Source organism: Mesorhizobium sp. WSM4904, assembly GCF_029674545.1.
GTDB lineage: Bacteria > Pseudomonadota > Alphaproteobacteria > Rhizobiales > Rhizobiaceae > Mesorhizobium.
Genome location: NZ_CP121354.1, coordinates 4,111,705 through 4,128,427 on the forward strand (window position 1 = coordinate 4,111,705; position 16,723 = coordinate 4,128,427).

Genomic DNA, 16,723 nt, shown 5'->3' on the forward strand with positions numbered 1-16,723 from the left:
ATATCCGGCAAACGAACTAATTTCATTCTCAGGCGATGTTTCCAACGCCGGGAGCCGACATGCTGCGCGTGCAAAGGGTCAAGGTCGACGACATCTACGTGCCGACGGCGCGTCGCAAGACGCTGCATCCCGAGACCGTGCGCCATCTCGCCGAGGACATCCTCGAAAACGGCATGAAGATGCCGATCCAGGTGCGCCACGACGGCAAGCGCCATGTTCTGGTCGAAGGGCTGCATCGGCTGGAAGCCGCCAAATGGCTCGGCGAAACCGAGATCGACGCCTATCTCGTCCAGGCCCGGCGCCACTAGTTCCATCCTATTTTGCTGCCGCGTCGCCCCCTGCATCACCGCAAGCGATCACGTCCCATCAACGCTTTTTGATTGACGCTGCGATGCTCGCCGCTACCGTGAGCTATTTCCACGAAGCGAGTGTCGATGATGACGAAATACCAGGGCGGATGCCTGTGCGGCGCGGTGCGCTATCGGGCCGAGGCCGAACCGATCAACGAGCGCGTCTGCCATTGCCGGCTCTGCCAGAAGGCTATCGGCGCGGCCTTCAACGCGCGGCTCCTGTTCCGCATCGACGACGTCACCGTCGAAGGGCCTCTGGCGACGGTCAATTCCTCGCCGGACCTCAAGCGCGGCTTCTGTTCTTCCTGCGGCACGACGCTGTTTTCGCGGCGCGATTCCAGAGGTATTCTCGGCGTTACCTCCGGTTCACTCGACGATCCGTCGGCGTTCAGGCCCGACATGCATTTCTGGACCGCTTCCATGCAACCCTGGGTGCGACTCGACGACGGCTTGCCGCAATATGAGGGTGCTCCGCCGGCGTAGAGCTTAACCTTCTCCCCTTGTGGGAGAAGGTGGCCGAGCGAAGCTCGGTCGGATGAGGGGTGTTCCAGGGAATGCCAGCGTCTCACTCCACTGGAACACCCCTCATCCGTCTCGGCGCTGCGCGCCGATCTACCTTCTCCCACAAGGGGAGAAGGAAGAATGCCTGCAAAAAAATTTCATCTTCGATTCACGAGATAGCCGGCAAAGCGTCATTGGCGAGCCATCATTGGCTGCTTATCTGACCGCCATGCGGGAAGGCATCGAGGAGGCGACGGATGAGCGAGAGCATCAATACCCTGGACGAGCTTTTGAACGACCCGATGATCCAACTCGTGATGGAGCGTGACCGCGTGCGCCCGGCCGAGATTCGCATGCTCCTGGAAAAGGCTCGCGACAAGACCGTCGACGATTCCCGCATCGACCAGCCGGTGCTGCCGCCGGCGCATGTCGTGGCCAGAAGCTGCTTGAAGCAATGGCTGTACCGCTAGTTCATCCCATCAGCTCGAATGCGCCGGCAAATAGCTGTAATGACTGCGGAAATAGGCAATTTTGAAACCGAGCTGCGCGTAGTTGCGGTAGGCCGGACCATCACGTTCCGGGCGCGGCGCCTCGATGTCGGCGACGAACAGTTTCGCGCCGGCGGCGATCCCGTCGCGAACCAGCCTTTCGCCAAGCATGGCGTCGAGATCGAAGCTTGGCGCCATGATGCCGGGCACCGGCGCGTCGATGCCGCTCCAGGCGGCGCCGTCCGAGATGAACAGTGAGCGCACCGCGGCCACCGCACCATCACGTTTCAGCATGTAGTGACGCCAGCCCTTGCGGCCGACCAGCGCTATGAGCCAAGGCGAGGTGGGCAACCTGTACTTGCCATCGATGAAGGCAGCCCATTCCGGAGCCGTTTTGGGCGTGACCTCCTCGACCGACAGATCGTCGGCCGAAAACAGCGGTTCGGCCGCCAGCGGCGTCGCATCGCGAAAGATGCGTTCCCAGCCGCTCTGGTGCTGCAGCCCGCGAGCTTCCAGCCAACATCTCAATCGCGACGGCTCGGTATGCGGGCTTGTATAGAACCACGGCCGGAGAATGCCTGCAGCACGATAGTGCGCCAGCAGCGCGTCGAGCTGAGCCTCCGAGGCCGGGCCGTCGACGCCGATGTTCTTCACGCAGTTGAAATGGATGAACGGGATCATCGTGCAGGTGGTCCAGACGAGGTCGCCGTCGCGAGCGATCGACAGGTCGTGCCGCGCGGCGAAATCCGCGGGTGCGGCGTCGTAGAGGTCGAGCCAGGCATTGACCTCGGCGCGCTCGATGGCGCGGCTCATGTCGCGTGACACCTCCTCGATCGCGATTTCGGGAACATGCGTGTCCGGCGGCACGACCGGCTGCAGCTCCGAGAGGGCGGCGGTCGACATGGTGGTCCTCCTCCGATTTACCTTACAGTGTAAGATTAGTGGATGATAATATGGGTGCGCCCATTGTCAAGCAGGATTAGCGGCACCTTACAAATCCGTGAGTTGGATTCACGGGATCGTGAGGCTAAGGCTGTCCTCGAGGGGCTTTGCGAATGGCGATTCACTTTTGCTCCGGCAGGACCGGGGCGCTGGGGAAAGGACTGGGATGACCGACGTCTGCACTCAAGGGTTGGACACCGGCTTTGTCGGCCTGGGCTATGCCAAGGTGGCGTTTCTCGGCATCGTCCAAGGCATCACCGAATTGCTGCCGATCTCTTCGACGGCGCATATGCGCATCGTGCCGGCCGTGCTGGGCTGGCAGGATCCGGGTTCCGCCTTCTCGGCCGCCATGCAGCTTGCGGCCCTTGCCGCGGTGATCAGTTATTTCTGGAGCGATGTCAGGGAAGTCGCGGTGGGTTCGCTGTCGGCGCTTGCGCGGCGCGATTACGCCAACCGCTACTTTCGCCTGGCGATTGGCATCGTGCTTGCGACGGTTCCGATCGTCATCGTCGGCCTTGCGCTTTCCGGCGTGCTCAATGCCTGCAATTCGCCGCTGCGTGGACTGGCCGTGATCGGCTTGTCCTGCATCGTCATGGCCGTGCTGCTTGCGCTCTCCGAAATCTATGCCAGCCACAGGCTTACACTCGACAAGGTCTCGGTGCTCGACGCCTTGCTTGTCGGCGTTGCCCAGGTGGGCGCGCTCATTCCTGGCGTCTCGCGCTCGGGTTCGACGCTGACGGCGGCGCTGGGCCTTGGCTATGCCCGGCCGGAGGCCGCGCGGCTCTCCTTCCTGCTCGGCCTGCCGGCGATCGCGCTTGCTGGCCTGAAGGAGCTTTGGGAACTGCACAAGATTCACCTCGGTGCATATGGCTGGTCGGTCCTGGCCGTCGGCCTCGTCGTCGCCTCGATCTCGGCCTTCTTCGCCATATGGGGCCTGATGCGCGTGCTCGAGCGCTTTTCCGCCTGGCCCTTCGTCGTCTATCGCGGCCTGCTGGGCGTCGTGCTCTTGATCAGCGTCGCTGCCGGCTGGCTGAGCTAGAGGCAGCCGCAAAATCGGCTATATCGACACCTGAACCTCCGCTTCGGGTGTCTTGATGGATCTTGCGACGCTACTGCAATCGGTGCCCTTGCTGGCAACGCTGGTGAAATCGGCGCTGCCGGCCGCCGTCGGCGCGACTTTAAGCGCCGGGCAATGGCTGGCGGCGCTGCCGCCGTGCCGCAACCTGACCTTCGAGACCGCGACCTATCTCGTCTGCGAGACCGATCCGCGGCAATTTTCGATCGAGCTGTTCTGGAAGAACAAGGATGGCGACCTCTATCGCTCGCTGCACAATCTGCGCACGGCCGAGCAGGCGGCCGGGCGCACAATGCTCTTCGGCATCAATGCCGGCATGTATCATCCGGACCTCGCGCCGGTGGGACTCTATGTCGAACAGGGCAGGCAGGTCACGCCCGCAAAAACCGGGGCCGGCACCGGCAATTTCTCCATGCAGCCGAACGGAATATTCTATCTCAGCGGCGGCAAGGCGGGCGTTCGCGCGACGAGGGACTATCTGAAGCGTCCGCCGCGTGTGGATTACGCGACCCAATCGGGGCCGATGCTGGTCATCGACGGCAGGCTGCATCCGAAATTCCAGGCCGGCAGCCCATCGCGAAAAATCCGCGACGGCGTCGGCGTGCGGGCCGACGGCGTCGCCGTCTTTGCCATCTCGAACGACGTCGTGACATTCCACGAATTCGCGCGCCTGTTCCGCGACGAGCTTGGCTGCCCGAACGCGCTGTTCCTCGACGGCTCGATATCGAGCCTCTATGCGCCGGCCATCGGCCGCAACGACGATTTCTGGAATCTCGGTCCGATGATCGGCGTGTTCAGGCGAGGTGGCTAGACATCAGCCATCGGCCAGCGGCGGAAAGCTGCATCAGGCAGGGCGCCGCGGCGCGGACAGCACCGCGGCGCCTTCACGTTCAGTTGGATGCGTCCTGGATTGCGGACAGCAGCCACGGGCCGCCAGCCTCGCGTGTAAAAGTCCACAATTCGGTCGCTTCGACCGGATTTTTCGGATCGCCCTTTTCGACAGCGCCGGTCTGGCGATTGCGCATGACATCGATGGCCTGCCAGCGCATTGCCGCCGTGGCGTAGTCGCGCGAGCCTTCTCGCCACGCCTCCGCAATGTCGGCTTCCAGCAGCTCGAGATTGGTCACGTCGTTTTTGAGGCCATGCGTCGCGTTGTCCGCGAGCTCCTCCGAAAGATAGGAGACCATCTCGGGCGTCGTCAGCCTTCGCAATCCCTGGTGATCCTCGCGACTGAACGCGGTCTGCACGTCGCCGAGGATACGTTCGAACGCGTCCCGGTCGGTATCCGTGATGCCGATTTCGTCAGCGCCGGATGCGCCGGCCGCGCCCAAACCCGTGGTGCGGGATGGGTAGCTGGGTTGGGAACCTCCCCAGCCTTGCTGGCCGAACGGAAAGCCGGAGCTTCTCATATTGGCCGGCGCGGCATTGTCGCGGCTGAAAAACCGCATCGCCAGCATGATGAGGCCGCCGATCAGCAGCAGCTGGAAGATGAAGCTGAAGCCGCCGCCGATGCCGCCGAAGCCATGGCCGAGCATCATGCCGAACAAGCCGTTGAAGAGCAGTCCGCCGACCAGCCCGCCGACGAAGCCGCCGCCAAACCCGTTCCAGAATCCCGGTCGCGCCTGGCCGGGAAACGACTGCGACGGCGGTATCGACTGGGTGGTGTTCGGCGTCATCGAGCGCGTTACAGGCGCGGTATAGGGCGCGGTCTTCGTCGGTGCCGGGGCCTGGAAAGTACGGCTGCCGCGGCTGCCGAAACTGCCGCCCATGCGCGCCTCGGCGGTGCCTATGGACACACTTCCGAGCGCCATCAGCAGGATCAGGAAGATCGACGCGACTTTGATCGTCCGTGATTTTGACATTGGTGACAGATCCTTGGGGTGACAATCCTTGGGTCGGAGCGTTTCAAACGCATCTAGCGAGCCCCCTATATGGGTACGAATTGAGGCGGGGTTAGACCCCGTCTTTCAGACGTCAGTCGCTTTAGGGCCTGCAGCCGTCCAATCAGAGCCTTGCGGCTTCCGGCTTCATGGCGGCTTGGGCCGTCCGCGAATCGCCCGGCCGGACCAAAAGTAAATTTTGATTCAAACTTTGTTGGTAATTTCTCGTTAGGAATGGGGCTTCCGGCGGCGCTGTTCCTGCCCTCGGTCTGTTTTGTTTTGCGTACAGGTCAAGATGCGGATTCCTAGCGTCGTCAGTTTCGTGCTCGCAGCGCTTTGCCTTGCCGGCTGCTCGTCCACGTCGGGCGTCGACGCCTTGCAGGTGCCGTCCAGCGAGACGACAAGCTCCGTCGTGCGGCCGAGCGCGCCGGTGACGAAGGCCATGAGGACGGTTGACACCGAGACAACAGTCGAGGCCGCGTCGATGTCGGGCGCTGCGCGTATCAAGCCGCCGGCGCCGCTGCTTGACGAGGACAATGCGCGTCCCGGCGACGAGAACTCGCGCCTTGACGCCGAGAACTCGCGTCCCGGCGACGAGAATTCGCGCCCCTTCGGCCTCGCCGAGGAAGAGACGGTCGCGTTCCCCGCGCCGGACCTGCCGGACAGCGTCGAGCCGCCGGTCGAGGCGGCGGCGCTCGTCTCGCCGCCGAAGCGGCTGTCGCGCGCTGCACCAGCCATGCTCGCCAGCCCGGTCACCCGCTATGCGTTCCGCGATGCCAAGCCGATCAATTTCGGCCGGTCTTCGCCCCGGCACCTTGCGGTGCACGGCGTCGACGTCTCGCGCTGGCAGGGCGACATCAACTGGGGCAAGCTGCGTGCCCAGGGCGCCAACTTCGCCTATATCAAGGCAACCGATGGCGGCGATCATCTCGATCCGATGTTCATGAGGAACTGGCGCGGCGCCGACGCTGCCGGGCTGAAGCGCGGCGCTTATCACTTCTTCTACTGGTGCCGCACCGCGGGCGAGCAGGCCGACTGGTTCATCCGCAACGTGCCGAAGGTCGAGGGCGCGCTGCCGCCGGTGATCGACGTCGAGTGGAACGGCGACTCCTCGTGCAGGCGGCGGCCGTCGCGCGAAAAAGTGCTGGAGAAGATGCAGGTGTTCATGGACAAGCTGGAGCGCCATTACGGCCAGCGGCCCATTATCTACACCAGCCCCGACTTCTACCGCGACAATCTGCGCGGCGCCTTCCCGGACTATCCGTTCTGGCTGCGCGCGGTGGCCGCGCACCCGTCAAAGGTCTATCCGGGCCGCAACTGGCTGTTCTGGCAGTATTCGGGCTCCGGCCTGTCGCATGGCGTGAGGGGGCGCGTCGACCTCAACGTCTTCCACGGCGACGAGCGGCAGTGGCGTGCCTGGCTGGGCGGCGGCCAGATGGTCGCCGACGCGGATTGAGCCGCTTTCGGATTGCCTCGCCTATTTCGGTGGCAGAGGTCGCGAATCCGTGATTGCCGCATAGGCCAGCACACCCATGAAGACTGCGAAATAGGCCAGAACGACGGCGACGACGATCAGGGTATCGGTGGGCATATCCATCTCCTCGAGAGAACGGCCGAGGAGACAGCGGGCCGTACGGCATTGCCTTGATCTGGATCATGCGATCCATCAATAGGCAGCTGCAGTGACCTGATTCCGGGCCGACGTCGGGGGCCAGGGACCCCATCACTAAACAAAAGTGCGGTTCGCGCCGCCCGCCTTGCCGCCGTACCGCGCTCAGCAGGTGACCAGATCCGTGTGGCCGAAACCCTTCGAGTAATCGAGCACGGAGATGACTGAAGGCATCACGCGAAAAATGCGGACCTGCTCCGGCGTCGGCATCGGGCCTGGTAGCGAGGCCTGCGGCGGATATTTCATCGGCAGCATCCGCAGAACCTTCTCGGCCTCGGTCCTGTCGGTGACCGGTTGCGCGCGCGCCGCCATCGAAAGTCCGGTAATCTCCATCACCTGAGGCGCGTCGTGGTCGATGGTCAGCGACACACGATCGTCCCGCGCGATGTTCGCTGCCTTCTGGCTGTCCAGGCCGCAGAGGAAGTAGAGGGTGAGGCCGTCGTTGACGTAGCCGACGGTCGTCGCCTGCGGCCAACCGTCGGGTCTCAAGGTCGCAATCGTCATGACCCGATGCTGATCCAACAGCGTCTCGATCTTGTTCTTGATCTCCTTGTCCATCCTTGCCTCCGAAGTCTTTGCTTACGGTGGCCATGGTAAGGATCATGGATAGGGTGGCTTTGACGTACGTCAACGCATGGGCTGCAACGCGCCTGGTCGCGATGTCCGACCGGACGAACACACTTGCATGCGCGCCGCAACTCGCTGGCGCTACGGAACGATCCGGCCAGGCATTCGTTGGAATCGACCAGGGATATCGTGCGGCGAAAGCGAGCGCTCTGCGAACAATCAGGCGAATGACCAAACCGCACCTGTCGTCCATCCGGAAGGAAGAGAACCTGGTTGCTGCCGAAGCCAGTGGGTCGTTGCGGGCCGCCTTGCGGCATCAAAAGCGGAAGGGACCAACATGCCACTGACACTGACCAGTCCTGCGTTCGCCGACGGCGATCCCATCCCCGAACGTTTTACCCGCGATGGCGAAAATGTTTCTCCGCCTCTGAAATGGTCGGGGATCCCTGACGGGACCAGGAGCCTCGTTCTCGTCGTGGACGACCCCGATGCACCACGCGGGACGTTCGGTCACTGGGCGGTGTTCAACATTTCGCCCGACGTCGAGCAACTTGCCGAAGGCGCGGACGGAAAGCCGGGAACCGAAGCACTCCAGCAAGGGAAGAACGACTTCGGCAACGCCTCCTACGATGGCCCGGACCCGCCGGTAGGGCACGGAGTTCACCACTACCATTTCCGGCTGGCGGCTCTCGATGTGCCGAGCCTCGGCATTCCCGGCCAGACCGGCATCAAGGAAATCTGGAAGGAGGCTAGGCGCCATGCGATCGAGGCGGCGGAACTCGTGGGCACATACGAACATGCCGCCTGAGTGGCGAAGGCTTTTTCCCGTCAGGCAGTGCCGGCCGCGTCACTCGGGAGCCCGCAAATGAACAATCCAGACCCGAACAATCCCGAACCGATGCCGGGCGATCCCGGGCCGGAGCCTTCCCGCCCTCCAGTTCCACCGGAAAAGCCGCCCGGAGAACCACCAGGCGTTCCTCCGCCTTCACCCGATCCTATCCCGGGACCGGGGAGGGGACCCCCTGATATTCCGCCGGACGCGCCACCTGAGATCCCGCCGGAGGAGCCGACATTTCCCAAGCCGACGGCAGAAGAATTCCGCCGACGTGTCCAAATCAGATCGCCGGAACCCATTTCCAGAACACGCCTTCCATCCTCTCGGGATAGTATTTGAATTCACATTCGAACCGTCGTCCGTAGCTGGCGGCGGCAGCAAGCGCTGCCTCGCTGACGGGGCGCATGCCCGTTCCCGGCGCGAACCAATCCTCCAGCAGATCGTCCGGCACATAGGCGCCGATCCTCAGCGGCAGTTGTTGCAGGACAACGTCCATTTCCTTCGGCGGCACCGCGTTCATTCGCTTCCTCGCGTGTGCGGTGAATTTGAAGTTCCTGCGATTCAAGAATTCCGAAATCACACCAGGAACTGCGGGCTCGGCCTGGAGTTCCATGAGAACCTCTTCTTCCCTTCTCCCCTTGCGGGAGAAGGTGGCCGCGAAGCGGCCGGATGAGGGGTGTTCCAGCTTGGCGATATGCTCGAAATCGCCGCATCGCAGCGCGCCTTCGTCATCCACGGGCGGAGCAAGGAGCGAAGCGACGCGCGCAGACCCGAGGATCCTGCCGTGACCCTTATCGTAGGGCGCAACGGCGCAGAATTCTGAGCCGTTGCAACGCGTTGATGTAACGGCATGGATTCCAGGGTCTGCGCGCGTCGCTTCGCTCCTTGCTCCGCCCTGGAATGACGAAGCTGCGGGGCGTTCGCAAACTACGCCTCGTTGATCATCGCCTCGATATTGTACCCATCGGGATCGAGCACGAAGCAGGCGTAGTAGTGCTCCGCATAGTCCGGACGCGGCCCGGGCGCGCCGTTGTCCGCCGCGCCGGTCTCGAGCGCCGTCCGATAAAACGCATCGACCTCCGCCTTGCTCTTCACCCGGAAGGCGACATGCAGGTGGGTGAGCGGCGGTTTCTCGCCGGTGCACTGGATCTCGAACAGGCAGCCATTGCCGACATCGAAGGCCCAGAACACGCCTTCCTTGCCGAAGGAGAGGCGATAGCCCAGAGGCAAAAAAGCCTTTTCGTAGAATAGCTTGCTCTTGGCGAGGTCGCTGACTTCGATGGTGATGTGATCAATCATGGCAAAAGCGCGCTACCGGCCCACAGCGCTTGTCAGTCGGCTATGCCTCAACGTACTCAGATAGGCTGACTGCCTTGGGCACTTCCAGCCCATCGGCGCGCAGACCCTCTATGTGGAAACGAATTGCATCGCGGATTTCGTTCTCCACCTCAGGCACTGTTGCGCCTGTCGCGATGCAGCCAGGCAAATCCGGCACATAGGCAGAAAAATTGTTTTCCGCTTTCTCAATTACTACGGCATAGCGCATGCCATCACTCCTTTAAGCCGGACTGCTTGAGGATACTGTTCAATCTAGCTACATCCACCGAAATGGCCATCTCGTGATGCTAAGTCTGGCTCGATTTTGCTATATTATCCAAAGACTTGGCTATCTTTTCAAGTTGCTCTGGTAATCTCTTTGCGCCTGAGGTGTAGAAATATGCCCTTAGATCTATAACAAAGCTCTCAATATATTTACGTGATCCATAGTTGTAAGAGGCTTGAATTGTGAATTTATCGGGCGTTATGACCTTGCCATCAATGGTCTTTCCTACTTCAGGACCTGTGCAAAGCTCAATCCAAAAACCGTCCCCAGGGGCAAGCGTTGATAGCGTATTTTTGAAAATATACATATCAGCAATATTTTTTGATTCCCCTCTCATTTCGCCAAATCGATAGAAATCCTTATCGATCGAAAGTCTCAAGTTCTCTGCTGGTGAGGCGCCTCGGTTCCAAATGCGAGCGACAAAAATGGTGTGGTGCTGAATTTCGATGTTGAACGAAATAACTGGCCGGGTTTGAACCTCGATCTGTTTTTGAACCTCTGCAACCATACGCCTGTTAGAATGTGCTATGCTATATGTAAGCCATGCGTATATCGCGGTTATAATCACCAAAATTCCAGTTAAAAAATCTGTGGCTGTTAGTCCAAAGAAGGTAGCCATGGGCTCCTCCAAAAAATAGCCCGCACTTAGCAGTGCGGGCCATATGTTTCATTCTCGATATGCCTTCTCAGCTGCACCCGCTCGTCGAACCACAAGTATCGCACTTCTCGCAGGTGCCGTTCCGCACCATGGTGAAGTTGTGGCATTCCGAGCATTCGTTGCCGGTGTAGCCTTGGAGCAGCGACTGCTGACGCCTTGTCGCGGCGAGCTTCTTCGCCTCGGCGGCCTCGTTGGCGGCAGCGTCGGTGAAGAGCGCCTCGGCGCTGCCGGCGGCCTCGGCTTCCTCTTCCACCATCTCCTCGGCCAGTTCCCTGGCGCGCTCCTCATAGTCGCGCTTGTAGGCCAAGGCCTCGTCGCTCGCCGGCTTCAGCGCCAGTACGTTGGAACCGGCGAAGGCGGCGCGGGCAGGAGTGGTAGCGGAGGAGGGATTTGAACCCCCGCCAAAGCCCTTGGGATCGCTGCCGATGCCCGAGACCAGCTTCACCGGCGAGGCGCCGCGATAGAGGCCCTTGGAGAAGGGCGTCGCCTTGCCTTCGGTGATGCCGCGGCCGAGCGCGGTCTTGTCGAAGTCCGACTGGTCGACATGGGCGAGGTCGTGCCGGCCGAGATAAGAGACGGCAAGCTCGCGGAACACGTAGTCGAGGATCGACGTCGCGTTCTTGATCGCGTCGTTGCCCTGCACCATGCCGGCCGGCTCGAACTTGGTGAAGGTGAAGGCCTCGACATACTCGTCGAGCGGCACGCCATATTGCAGGCCGAGCGAGATCGCGATGGCGAAGTTGTTCATCATCGCGCGGAAGGCCGCACCTTCCTTGTGCATGTCGATGAAGATCTCGCCCAAGCGGCCGTCGTCGAATTCGCCGGTGCGCAAGTACACCTTGTGGCCGCCGACGACGGCCTTCTGCGTGTAGCCCTTGCGGCGGTTCGGCAGCTTCTCGCGGTCGCGGTACAGCCGCTCCACCACGCGCTCGACGATCTTTTCCGTCACCTGCACGGCGCGCTGGGCGGCGGGTGCGGCAATCAGCTGCTCGACGACCTCGTCCTCATCCTCGTCGTCATCGGCGAGCAGCGAGGCATTGAGCGGCTGCGACAGCTTCGAGCCGTCGCGATAGAGCGCGTTGGCCTTCAGCGCCAGCTTCCAGGACAGCATGTAGGCGTTCTTGGCATCCTCGACCGTCGCCTCGTTCGGCATGTTGATGGTCTTGGAGATGGCGCCCGAGATGAAAGGCTGCGCCGCGGCCATCATCAGGATGTGGCTCTGGATCGACAGCGAACGCTTGCCGATCTTGCCGCAGGGGCTGGCGCAGTCGAACACCGAAAGATGTTCGGCCTTCAGGAAGGGCGCGCCTTCCAGCGTCATCGCACCGCAGACATGGATGTTGGCGGCGTCGATATCCTTCCTGGTGAAGCCGAGAGCCGGCAGCATCTCGAAGGAGACGTCTGAGAGCTGCTCGTCGGTGAAGCCGAGCGTCTCCTTCACCCAGTCGGCGCCCAGCGTCCACTGGTTGAACACGAACTTGATGTCGAAGGCCGACTTCAGCGCAGCGTTGAGCGCCGCGATCTTCTCGTCGGTGAAGCCCTTGGCCTTGAGCGTGGAGGGGTTGATGCCAGGCGCCTGGTTGAGGTTGCCGTGGCCGACCGCATAGGCCTCGATCTCGGCGATCTGGCTTTCGGAATAGCCGAGCGTCCTCAGCGCTTCCGGCACGGCGCGGTTGATGATCTTGAAGTAGCCGCCGCCGGCGAGCTTCTTGAACTTCACCAGGGCGAAGTCGGGCTCGATGCCGGTGGTGTCGCAATCCATGACCAGGCCGATCGTGCCGGTCGGCGCGATCACGGTCGCCTGCGCGTTGCGGTAGCCATGCTCCTCGCCGAGCTCGATGGCGCGGTCCCAGGCGGCGCGGGCATGCTCGGCCAGCGCCTGCTGCTTCAGGTCAGCAGCGACCAGCGGCACCGGGTTGACGGCGAGCTTCTCGTAGCCGTCCTTGTCGCCATAGGCGGCGCGGCGGTGGTTGCGCATGACGCGCAGCATGTTTTGCGCGTTGCGGTCATAGTCCGGGAAGGCGCCGAGCTCGGAGGCCATCTCGGCCGAGGTCGAATAGGCGACGCCGGTCATGATCGCGGTGAGCGCGGCGCAGATGGCGCGGCCCTCGTCGGAGTCGTAGGGAATGCCCGAAGTCATCAGCAGGCCGCCGATATTGGCGTAGCCGAGGCCGAGCGTGCGGTAGTCGTAGGAAAGCTTGGCGATCTCCTTCGACGGGAACTGCGCCATCATCACCGAGATTTCGAGCACGACGGTCCACAGGCGAACGGTGTGCTCGTAAGCGGCGATGTCGATCGTGCCGTCTTCCTTGCGGTAGGGCAGCAAGTTGATCGAGGCGAGGTTGCAGGCCGTGTCGTCGAGGAACATGTATTCCGAGCACGGGTTGGAGGCCCGGATCGCACCGGCAGAAGCGCAGGTGTGCCAGTCGTTCATCGTCGTGTTGAAGTGCAGGCCGGGGTCGGCCGACGCCCAGGCGGCATAGCCGATCTTTTCCCAGAGATCCCTGGCCTTCAGCGTCTTCAGCACCTTGCCGTCCTTGCGGGCGGTGAGCTGCCAGTCGCCATCGGCCTCCACGGCGCGCAGGAAATTGTCCTTCAGCGACACCGAATTGTTGGAGTTCTGGCCGGAGACGGTGAGATAGGCGTCCGAATCCCAATCGGTGTCGTAGGTCTTGAACGACATCGAGGTGTAGCCCTGGCGGGCGAACTGGATGACGCGGTAGATATAGTTCTCCGGCACGGCGTCCTTCTTGGCGGCCTTGATCTCGCGCTTCAGCGCGGTGTTCAGCGCCGGGTCGAAGCAGTCGTCGCCATTGCCTTCGCAATTGACGCAGGCCTTCATGATCGCTTCGAGATGCTTCTTGACGATTTTGGAGCCGGTGACCAGCGAGGCGACCTTCTGCTCTTCATTGACCTTCCAGTCGATGAATTCCTCGATGTCGGGATGGTCGGCGTCGACGATCACCATCTTGGCGGCGCGGCGCGTCGTGCCGCCCGACTTGATGGCGCCGGCGGCGCGGTCGCCGATCTTGAGGAAGCTCATCAGGCCGGACGAGCGGCCGCCGCCGGAGAGCTTCTCGCCTTCGCCGCGCAGCATGGAGAAATTCGAGCCGGTGCCGGAGCCGTATTTGAACAGGCGCGCCTCACGCACCCACAGGTCCATGATGCCGCCCTCGTTGACGAGGTCGTCCTGCACGCTCTGGATGAAGCAGGCATGAGGCTGCGGATGCTCGTAGGCGGACTTCGACTTGGTCAGCTTGCCGGTGAAGGGATCGACATAGAAGTGGCCCTGGCTCGGGCCGTCGATGCCGTAGGCCCAGTGCAGGCCGGTGTTGAACCATTGCGGCGAGTTCGGCGCCACGCGCTGGGTGGCCAGCATATAGGCGAGCTCGTCGCGGAAGGCGCGCGCATCTTCCTCCGATTTGAAGTAGCCGCCCTTCCAGCCCCAATAGGTCCAGGTGCCGGACAGCCGGTCGAAGACCTGGCGGGCGTCGGTTTCCGAACCATAACGCTCGGCTTCGGGGAGCTTGGCAAGTTCGGCCTCGTCGGCAACCGAGCGCCACAGGAAGGAGGGGACATCATTCTCCTCGACCTTCTTCAGGCGCGCCGGCACGCCGGCCTTGCGGAAATACTTTTGCGCCAGGATGTCGGCCGCGACCTGGCTGAACTGCGCCGGCACGTCGATGTTGTCGAGGCGGAACACCACCGAGCCGTCGGGATTCTTGATCTCCGACAGGGCCTTGCGGAATTCGATCTCCGCATAGGCAGACTTTTCTGGCTTGGTGAAGCGACGCTCGATGCGCATTGGTCCGGTCCCTTTTGTCTATATATAGCGCTTTTCCCCAGGGATTTCTGCCCCACAGAGTGAAAAGCGCGCTCCGCCGTTTGCCGGCATTGCGAGCAGCGCCGGCACTCTCCTCGTCGCGGGTGCCGGCATGCAGACGACAGCACGTCTTCCCAGGCATTTGCCCAGGCTGCAGACCGACCCGCGGGTCCCTAAACTGAAACTTTGGTCGATTCCCTCGCTCGAGGGAGGTTCACACTATCTAGGGTCGAGCCTGCCTGCAAACACTAAATATAGTGTTAACAGATCATTTTTTCCAGGCCGACAATTCTCCCTTTTGCCACCCAAGCCCCAACATTCCCAACGCTTCCGCCGGCCTCGTGAACGGCGGAAATGTGGGCAAAACGCACAAAATCCGGGAAAAAAGACCGGCCTCTGAACTCTCCGGTCACGCCCGCAAACAGGAGCGCATGGCCTATAAAAAGCGACTCGTTCTGACCCGTCAAGGATTCGTTTTTGTAGCTTTTGTGACCCCCAATATCTTGTGTGTCGCATATGTGGATAACGGGGACAGAAAACCGGCGCAGTGAGACTCGCTCCGGACGCGTTCAAAGCCGGCTACTTGCCGCGATCGTCGCGCGCTCCCGCAACCAGTCGAACGCGCCAGCGCATTTCTATCCACCCAAGACCCGCCGGCGCCTCGGCGCGATCCATTTCGGCTGCCGAAAGACCTTGACGGCCGGATACCGCAATGCACTTATTAGTCCGTAACTAAGATATAAATTCCACAAATATGGAATAATGGAAGGGAACCAAGATGAAGCGCTTCGTGAAAATCGCTGCTTCGCTCGCCGCGCTTGTGCTCTCGGCAACGGGCACTGCCTGGGCCGAGCCCGCCAAAGGCGGCGTTATCGATGTAGCCACGATCGGCGAGCCGCCGACACTCGACCCAATGGCGTCCACGGCCGATCTCGTCGGCATCGTCACCCAGCACGTTTATGAGACGCTTTACACTTTCGACAAGGATTGGGGCATCACCCCGCTTCTCGCTGCCGACATGCCGCAGATTTCGCCCGACGGCCTCGTCTACACGATCAAGCTGAGGACAGGCGTGAAGTTCCACGACGGCAGCGACATGAATTCCACCGACGTCGTCGCGTCGCTGCAGCGCTGGATGAAGGTCGCCACCCGCGGCAAGCAGGCCGCCGAAGTGATCGCCTCGGTCGACAAGGTCGACGACAACACGGTCAAGATCACGCTCAAGAAACCCTTCGCTCCGTTGTTGGCGCTGCTGTCGCTGAACAACGCCGCCGCCATCATCATTCCGTCCGAGAATGCGGGGCAGGATCCGCTGACCAGCTTTGTCGGCACCGGGCCCTATATGCTGAAGGACCGCAAGCCCGACCAGTTCATCCAGCTTGCCCGCTTCGACGGCTACAAATCGCGCGACGGCGAGCCGAACGGCTATGGCGGCGCCAGAAAGCAGTATCTCGACGAGATCCGCTTCGTGCCGGTTCCCGATGCAAACACCCGCGTGGAAGGAGCGGTCGCCGGCCAGTTCGCCTATGTCGATTCGCTTCCGGTCGAATCCTTCGACAAGATCTCCGGCGGCAAGACCGCGCCCGTCATCCTGAAACCCTTCGGTTGGCCGGTTTTCGTCCTCAACACCAAGCAGGGACTGAACAGCGACATCCGCGTCCGCAAGGCGATCCAGGCAGCACTCGCGCCCAACGACATGCTGCTCGCGGCCTTCGGTTCCAAGGATTTCTTCGCCGCCGACGGCGCGCTCTATCCTGAAGGCTATGCCTGGCACACCGATGCCGGCGCCGAAGCCTACAAACCTGACGGCGATACGGAAGCCGCCGCTGCCCTGCTCAAGGAAGCCGGCTATGACGGCAAGCCGCTGCGCATCCTCACCAGCCGCCAGTACGAGTTCCATTACAAGATGGCGCAGGTCGCCGCGGAATATCTCAAGGCCGCCGGCTTCCAGGTCCAGCTCGACGTCGTCGAGTGGGCGACGCTGACCAAGAACCGCACCGATCCGGCACTCTGGGACATCTACATCACCCACAGCCCCTTCCTGCCCGAGCCGTCGCTGACCGGCATCATGTCGGACTCTTCGCCCGGATGGTGGGTTTCCGACCGCAAGCACAAGGTGCTCGGCGCCTTCAATGCCGAGCCCGATCCGACCAAGCGCGTCGCGCTGTTCGCGGATGTCCAAAAGGCGGTCCTCGACGAGGTGCCGGCGGTCAAGATCGGCGACTTCAACGCCTTGGCCGCCCAGGCGCCGACGCTCAAAGGCGTGACGCCCGCGCCATGGCCTTATTTCTGGAACGCCTATCTGGAAGGCAAATAAGTTCCTCCCGCCTGT

16 protein-coding genes are annotated in these 16,723 nt (G+C 62.1%); 8 read left to right on the forward strand and 8 right to left on the reverse strand.

Annotation, left to right across the window (positions count from 1 at the left end):
- The first annotated feature begins 59 nt into the window (after positions 1–59).
- The 3 genes from QAZ47_RS19670 (at position 60) to QAZ47_RS19680 (ending at position 1,321) form a co-directional block, all read left to right on the forward strand.
- Positions 60–308 carry a ParB N-terminal domain-containing protein gene (locus QAZ47_RS19670; RefSeq protein ID WP_278202362.1) on the forward strand — a complete coding sequence of 83 codons (249 nt, stop codon included), beginning with the start codon at positions 60–62 and terminating at the stop codon, positions 306–308.
- 129 nt (positions 309–437) lie between these two features.
- Positions 438–833: a GFA family protein gene (locus tag QAZ47_RS19675; protein WP_278207889.1), complete on the forward strand. Its 396-nt coding sequence runs from the start codon at positions 438–440 to the stop codon at positions 831–833.
- A 275-nt stretch (positions 834–1,108) separates the two neighbouring features.
- Complete coding sequence (locus tag QAZ47_RS19680; protein WP_278230467.1) at positions 1,109–1,321, forward strand: hypothetical protein; 213 nt, start codon at positions 1,109–1,111, stop codon at positions 1,319–1,321.
- 9 nt (positions 1,322–1,330) lie between these two features.
- On the opposite strand, the gene QAZ47_RS19685 is transcribed toward QAZ47_RS19680, so the two are convergent.
- Complete coding sequence (locus QAZ47_RS19685; protein WP_278230468.1) at positions 1,331–2,242, reverse strand: hypothetical protein; 912 nt, start codon at positions 2,240–2,242, stop codon at positions 1,331–1,333.
- A 205-nt stretch (positions 2,243–2,447) separates the two neighbouring features.
- On the opposite strand from QAZ47_RS19685, the gene QAZ47_RS19690 reads away from it, so the two are divergent.
- Both QAZ47_RS19690 and QAZ47_RS19695 read left to right on the forward strand, forming a co-directional pair.
- Complete coding sequence (locus QAZ47_RS19690) at positions 2,448–3,320, forward strand: undecaprenyl-diphosphate phosphatase (protein ID WP_278230469.1); 873 nt, start codon at positions 2,448–2,450, stop codon at positions 3,318–3,320.
- 55 nt (positions 3,321–3,375) lie between these two features.
- A complete protein-coding gene (locus tag QAZ47_RS19695) occupies positions 3,376–4,167 on the forward strand; it encodes a phosphodiester glycosidase family protein (protein WP_278230470.1) in 792 nt (263 codons plus the stop codon).
- A 79-nt stretch (positions 4,168–4,246) separates the two neighbouring features.
- On the opposite strand, the gene QAZ47_RS19700 is transcribed toward QAZ47_RS19695, so the two are convergent.
- Complete coding sequence (locus QAZ47_RS19700) at positions 4,247–5,218, reverse strand: TIM44-like domain-containing protein (protein ID WP_278230471.1); 972 nt, start codon at positions 5,216–5,218, stop codon at positions 4,247–4,249.
- A 313-nt stretch (positions 5,219–5,531) separates the two neighbouring features.
- Here QAZ47_RS19700 and QAZ47_RS19705 point away from each other — a divergent pair, with 313 nt between their 5' ends.
- Complete coding sequence (locus tag QAZ47_RS19705) at positions 5,532–6,692, forward strand: GH25 family lysozyme (protein ID WP_278230472.1); 1,161 nt, start codon at positions 5,532–5,534, stop codon at positions 6,690–6,692.
- 318 nt (positions 6,693–7,010) lie between these two features.
- Here QAZ47_RS19705 and QAZ47_RS19710 read toward each other — a convergent pair whose 3' ends face one another.
- Positions 7,011–7,463 carry a pyridoxamine 5'-phosphate oxidase family protein gene (locus tag QAZ47_RS19710; protein WP_278202369.1) on the reverse strand — a complete coding sequence of 151 codons (453 nt, stop codon included), beginning with the start codon at positions 7,461–7,463 and terminating at the stop codon, positions 7,011–7,013.
- A 346-nt stretch (positions 7,464–7,809) separates the two neighbouring features.
- Between QAZ47_RS19710 and QAZ47_RS19715 the strand changes: the two genes are divergently transcribed.
- Positions 7,810–8,280 carry a YbhB/YbcL family Raf kinase inhibitor-like protein gene (locus tag QAZ47_RS19715; protein ID WP_278230473.1) on the forward strand — a complete coding sequence of 157 codons (471 nt, stop codon included), beginning with the start codon at positions 7,810–7,812 and terminating at the stop codon, positions 8,278–8,280.
- A 307-nt stretch (positions 8,281–8,587) separates the two neighbouring features.
- Here QAZ47_RS19715 and QAZ47_RS32125 read toward each other — a convergent pair whose 3' ends face one another.
- From QAZ47_RS32125 to QAZ47_RS19740, 5 genes are all read right to left on the reverse strand, one after another.
- Positions 8,588–8,818, reverse strand: a complete 231-nt coding sequence (locus tag QAZ47_RS32125) for a hypothetical protein (RefSeq protein ID WP_140533726.1) — start codon at positions 8,816–8,818, stop codon at positions 8,588–8,590.
- Positions 8,819–9,234: 416 nt separating this feature from the next.
- On the reverse strand, positions 9,235–9,606 hold the full coding sequence (locus QAZ47_RS19725; RefSeq protein ID WP_278202372.1) for a VOC family protein: 372 nt from the start codon (positions 9,604–9,606) through the stop codon (positions 9,235–9,237).
- Positions 9,607–9,646: 40 nt separating this feature from the next.
- Positions 9,647–9,853, reverse strand: coding sequence for a type II toxin-antitoxin system HicB family antitoxin (locus QAZ47_RS19730; protein ID WP_278202373.1), 207 nt, complete (start codon positions 9,851–9,853; stop codon positions 9,647–9,649).
- 79 nt (positions 9,854–9,932) lie between these two features.
- Entirely contained in the window at positions 9,933–10,529 is a 597-nt protein-coding gene (locus QAZ47_RS19735; protein ID WP_278230474.1) for a hypothetical protein, read from the reverse strand.
- 67 nt (positions 10,530–10,596) lie between these two features.
- Positions 10,597–14,373: a vitamin B12-dependent ribonucleotide reductase gene (locus QAZ47_RS19740; RefSeq protein ID WP_278202378.1), complete on the reverse strand. Its 3,777-nt coding sequence runs from the start codon at positions 14,371–14,373 to the stop codon at positions 10,597–10,599.
- 796 nt (positions 14,374–15,169) lie between these two features.
- Between QAZ47_RS19740 and QAZ47_RS19745 the strand changes: the two genes are divergently transcribed.
- On the forward strand, positions 15,170–16,708 hold the full coding sequence (locus QAZ47_RS19745; RefSeq protein WP_278230475.1) for an ABC transporter substrate-binding protein: 1,539 nt from the start codon (positions 15,170–15,172) through the stop codon (positions 16,706–16,708).
- The last annotated feature ends 15 nt before the right edge of the window (positions 16,709–16,723 follow it).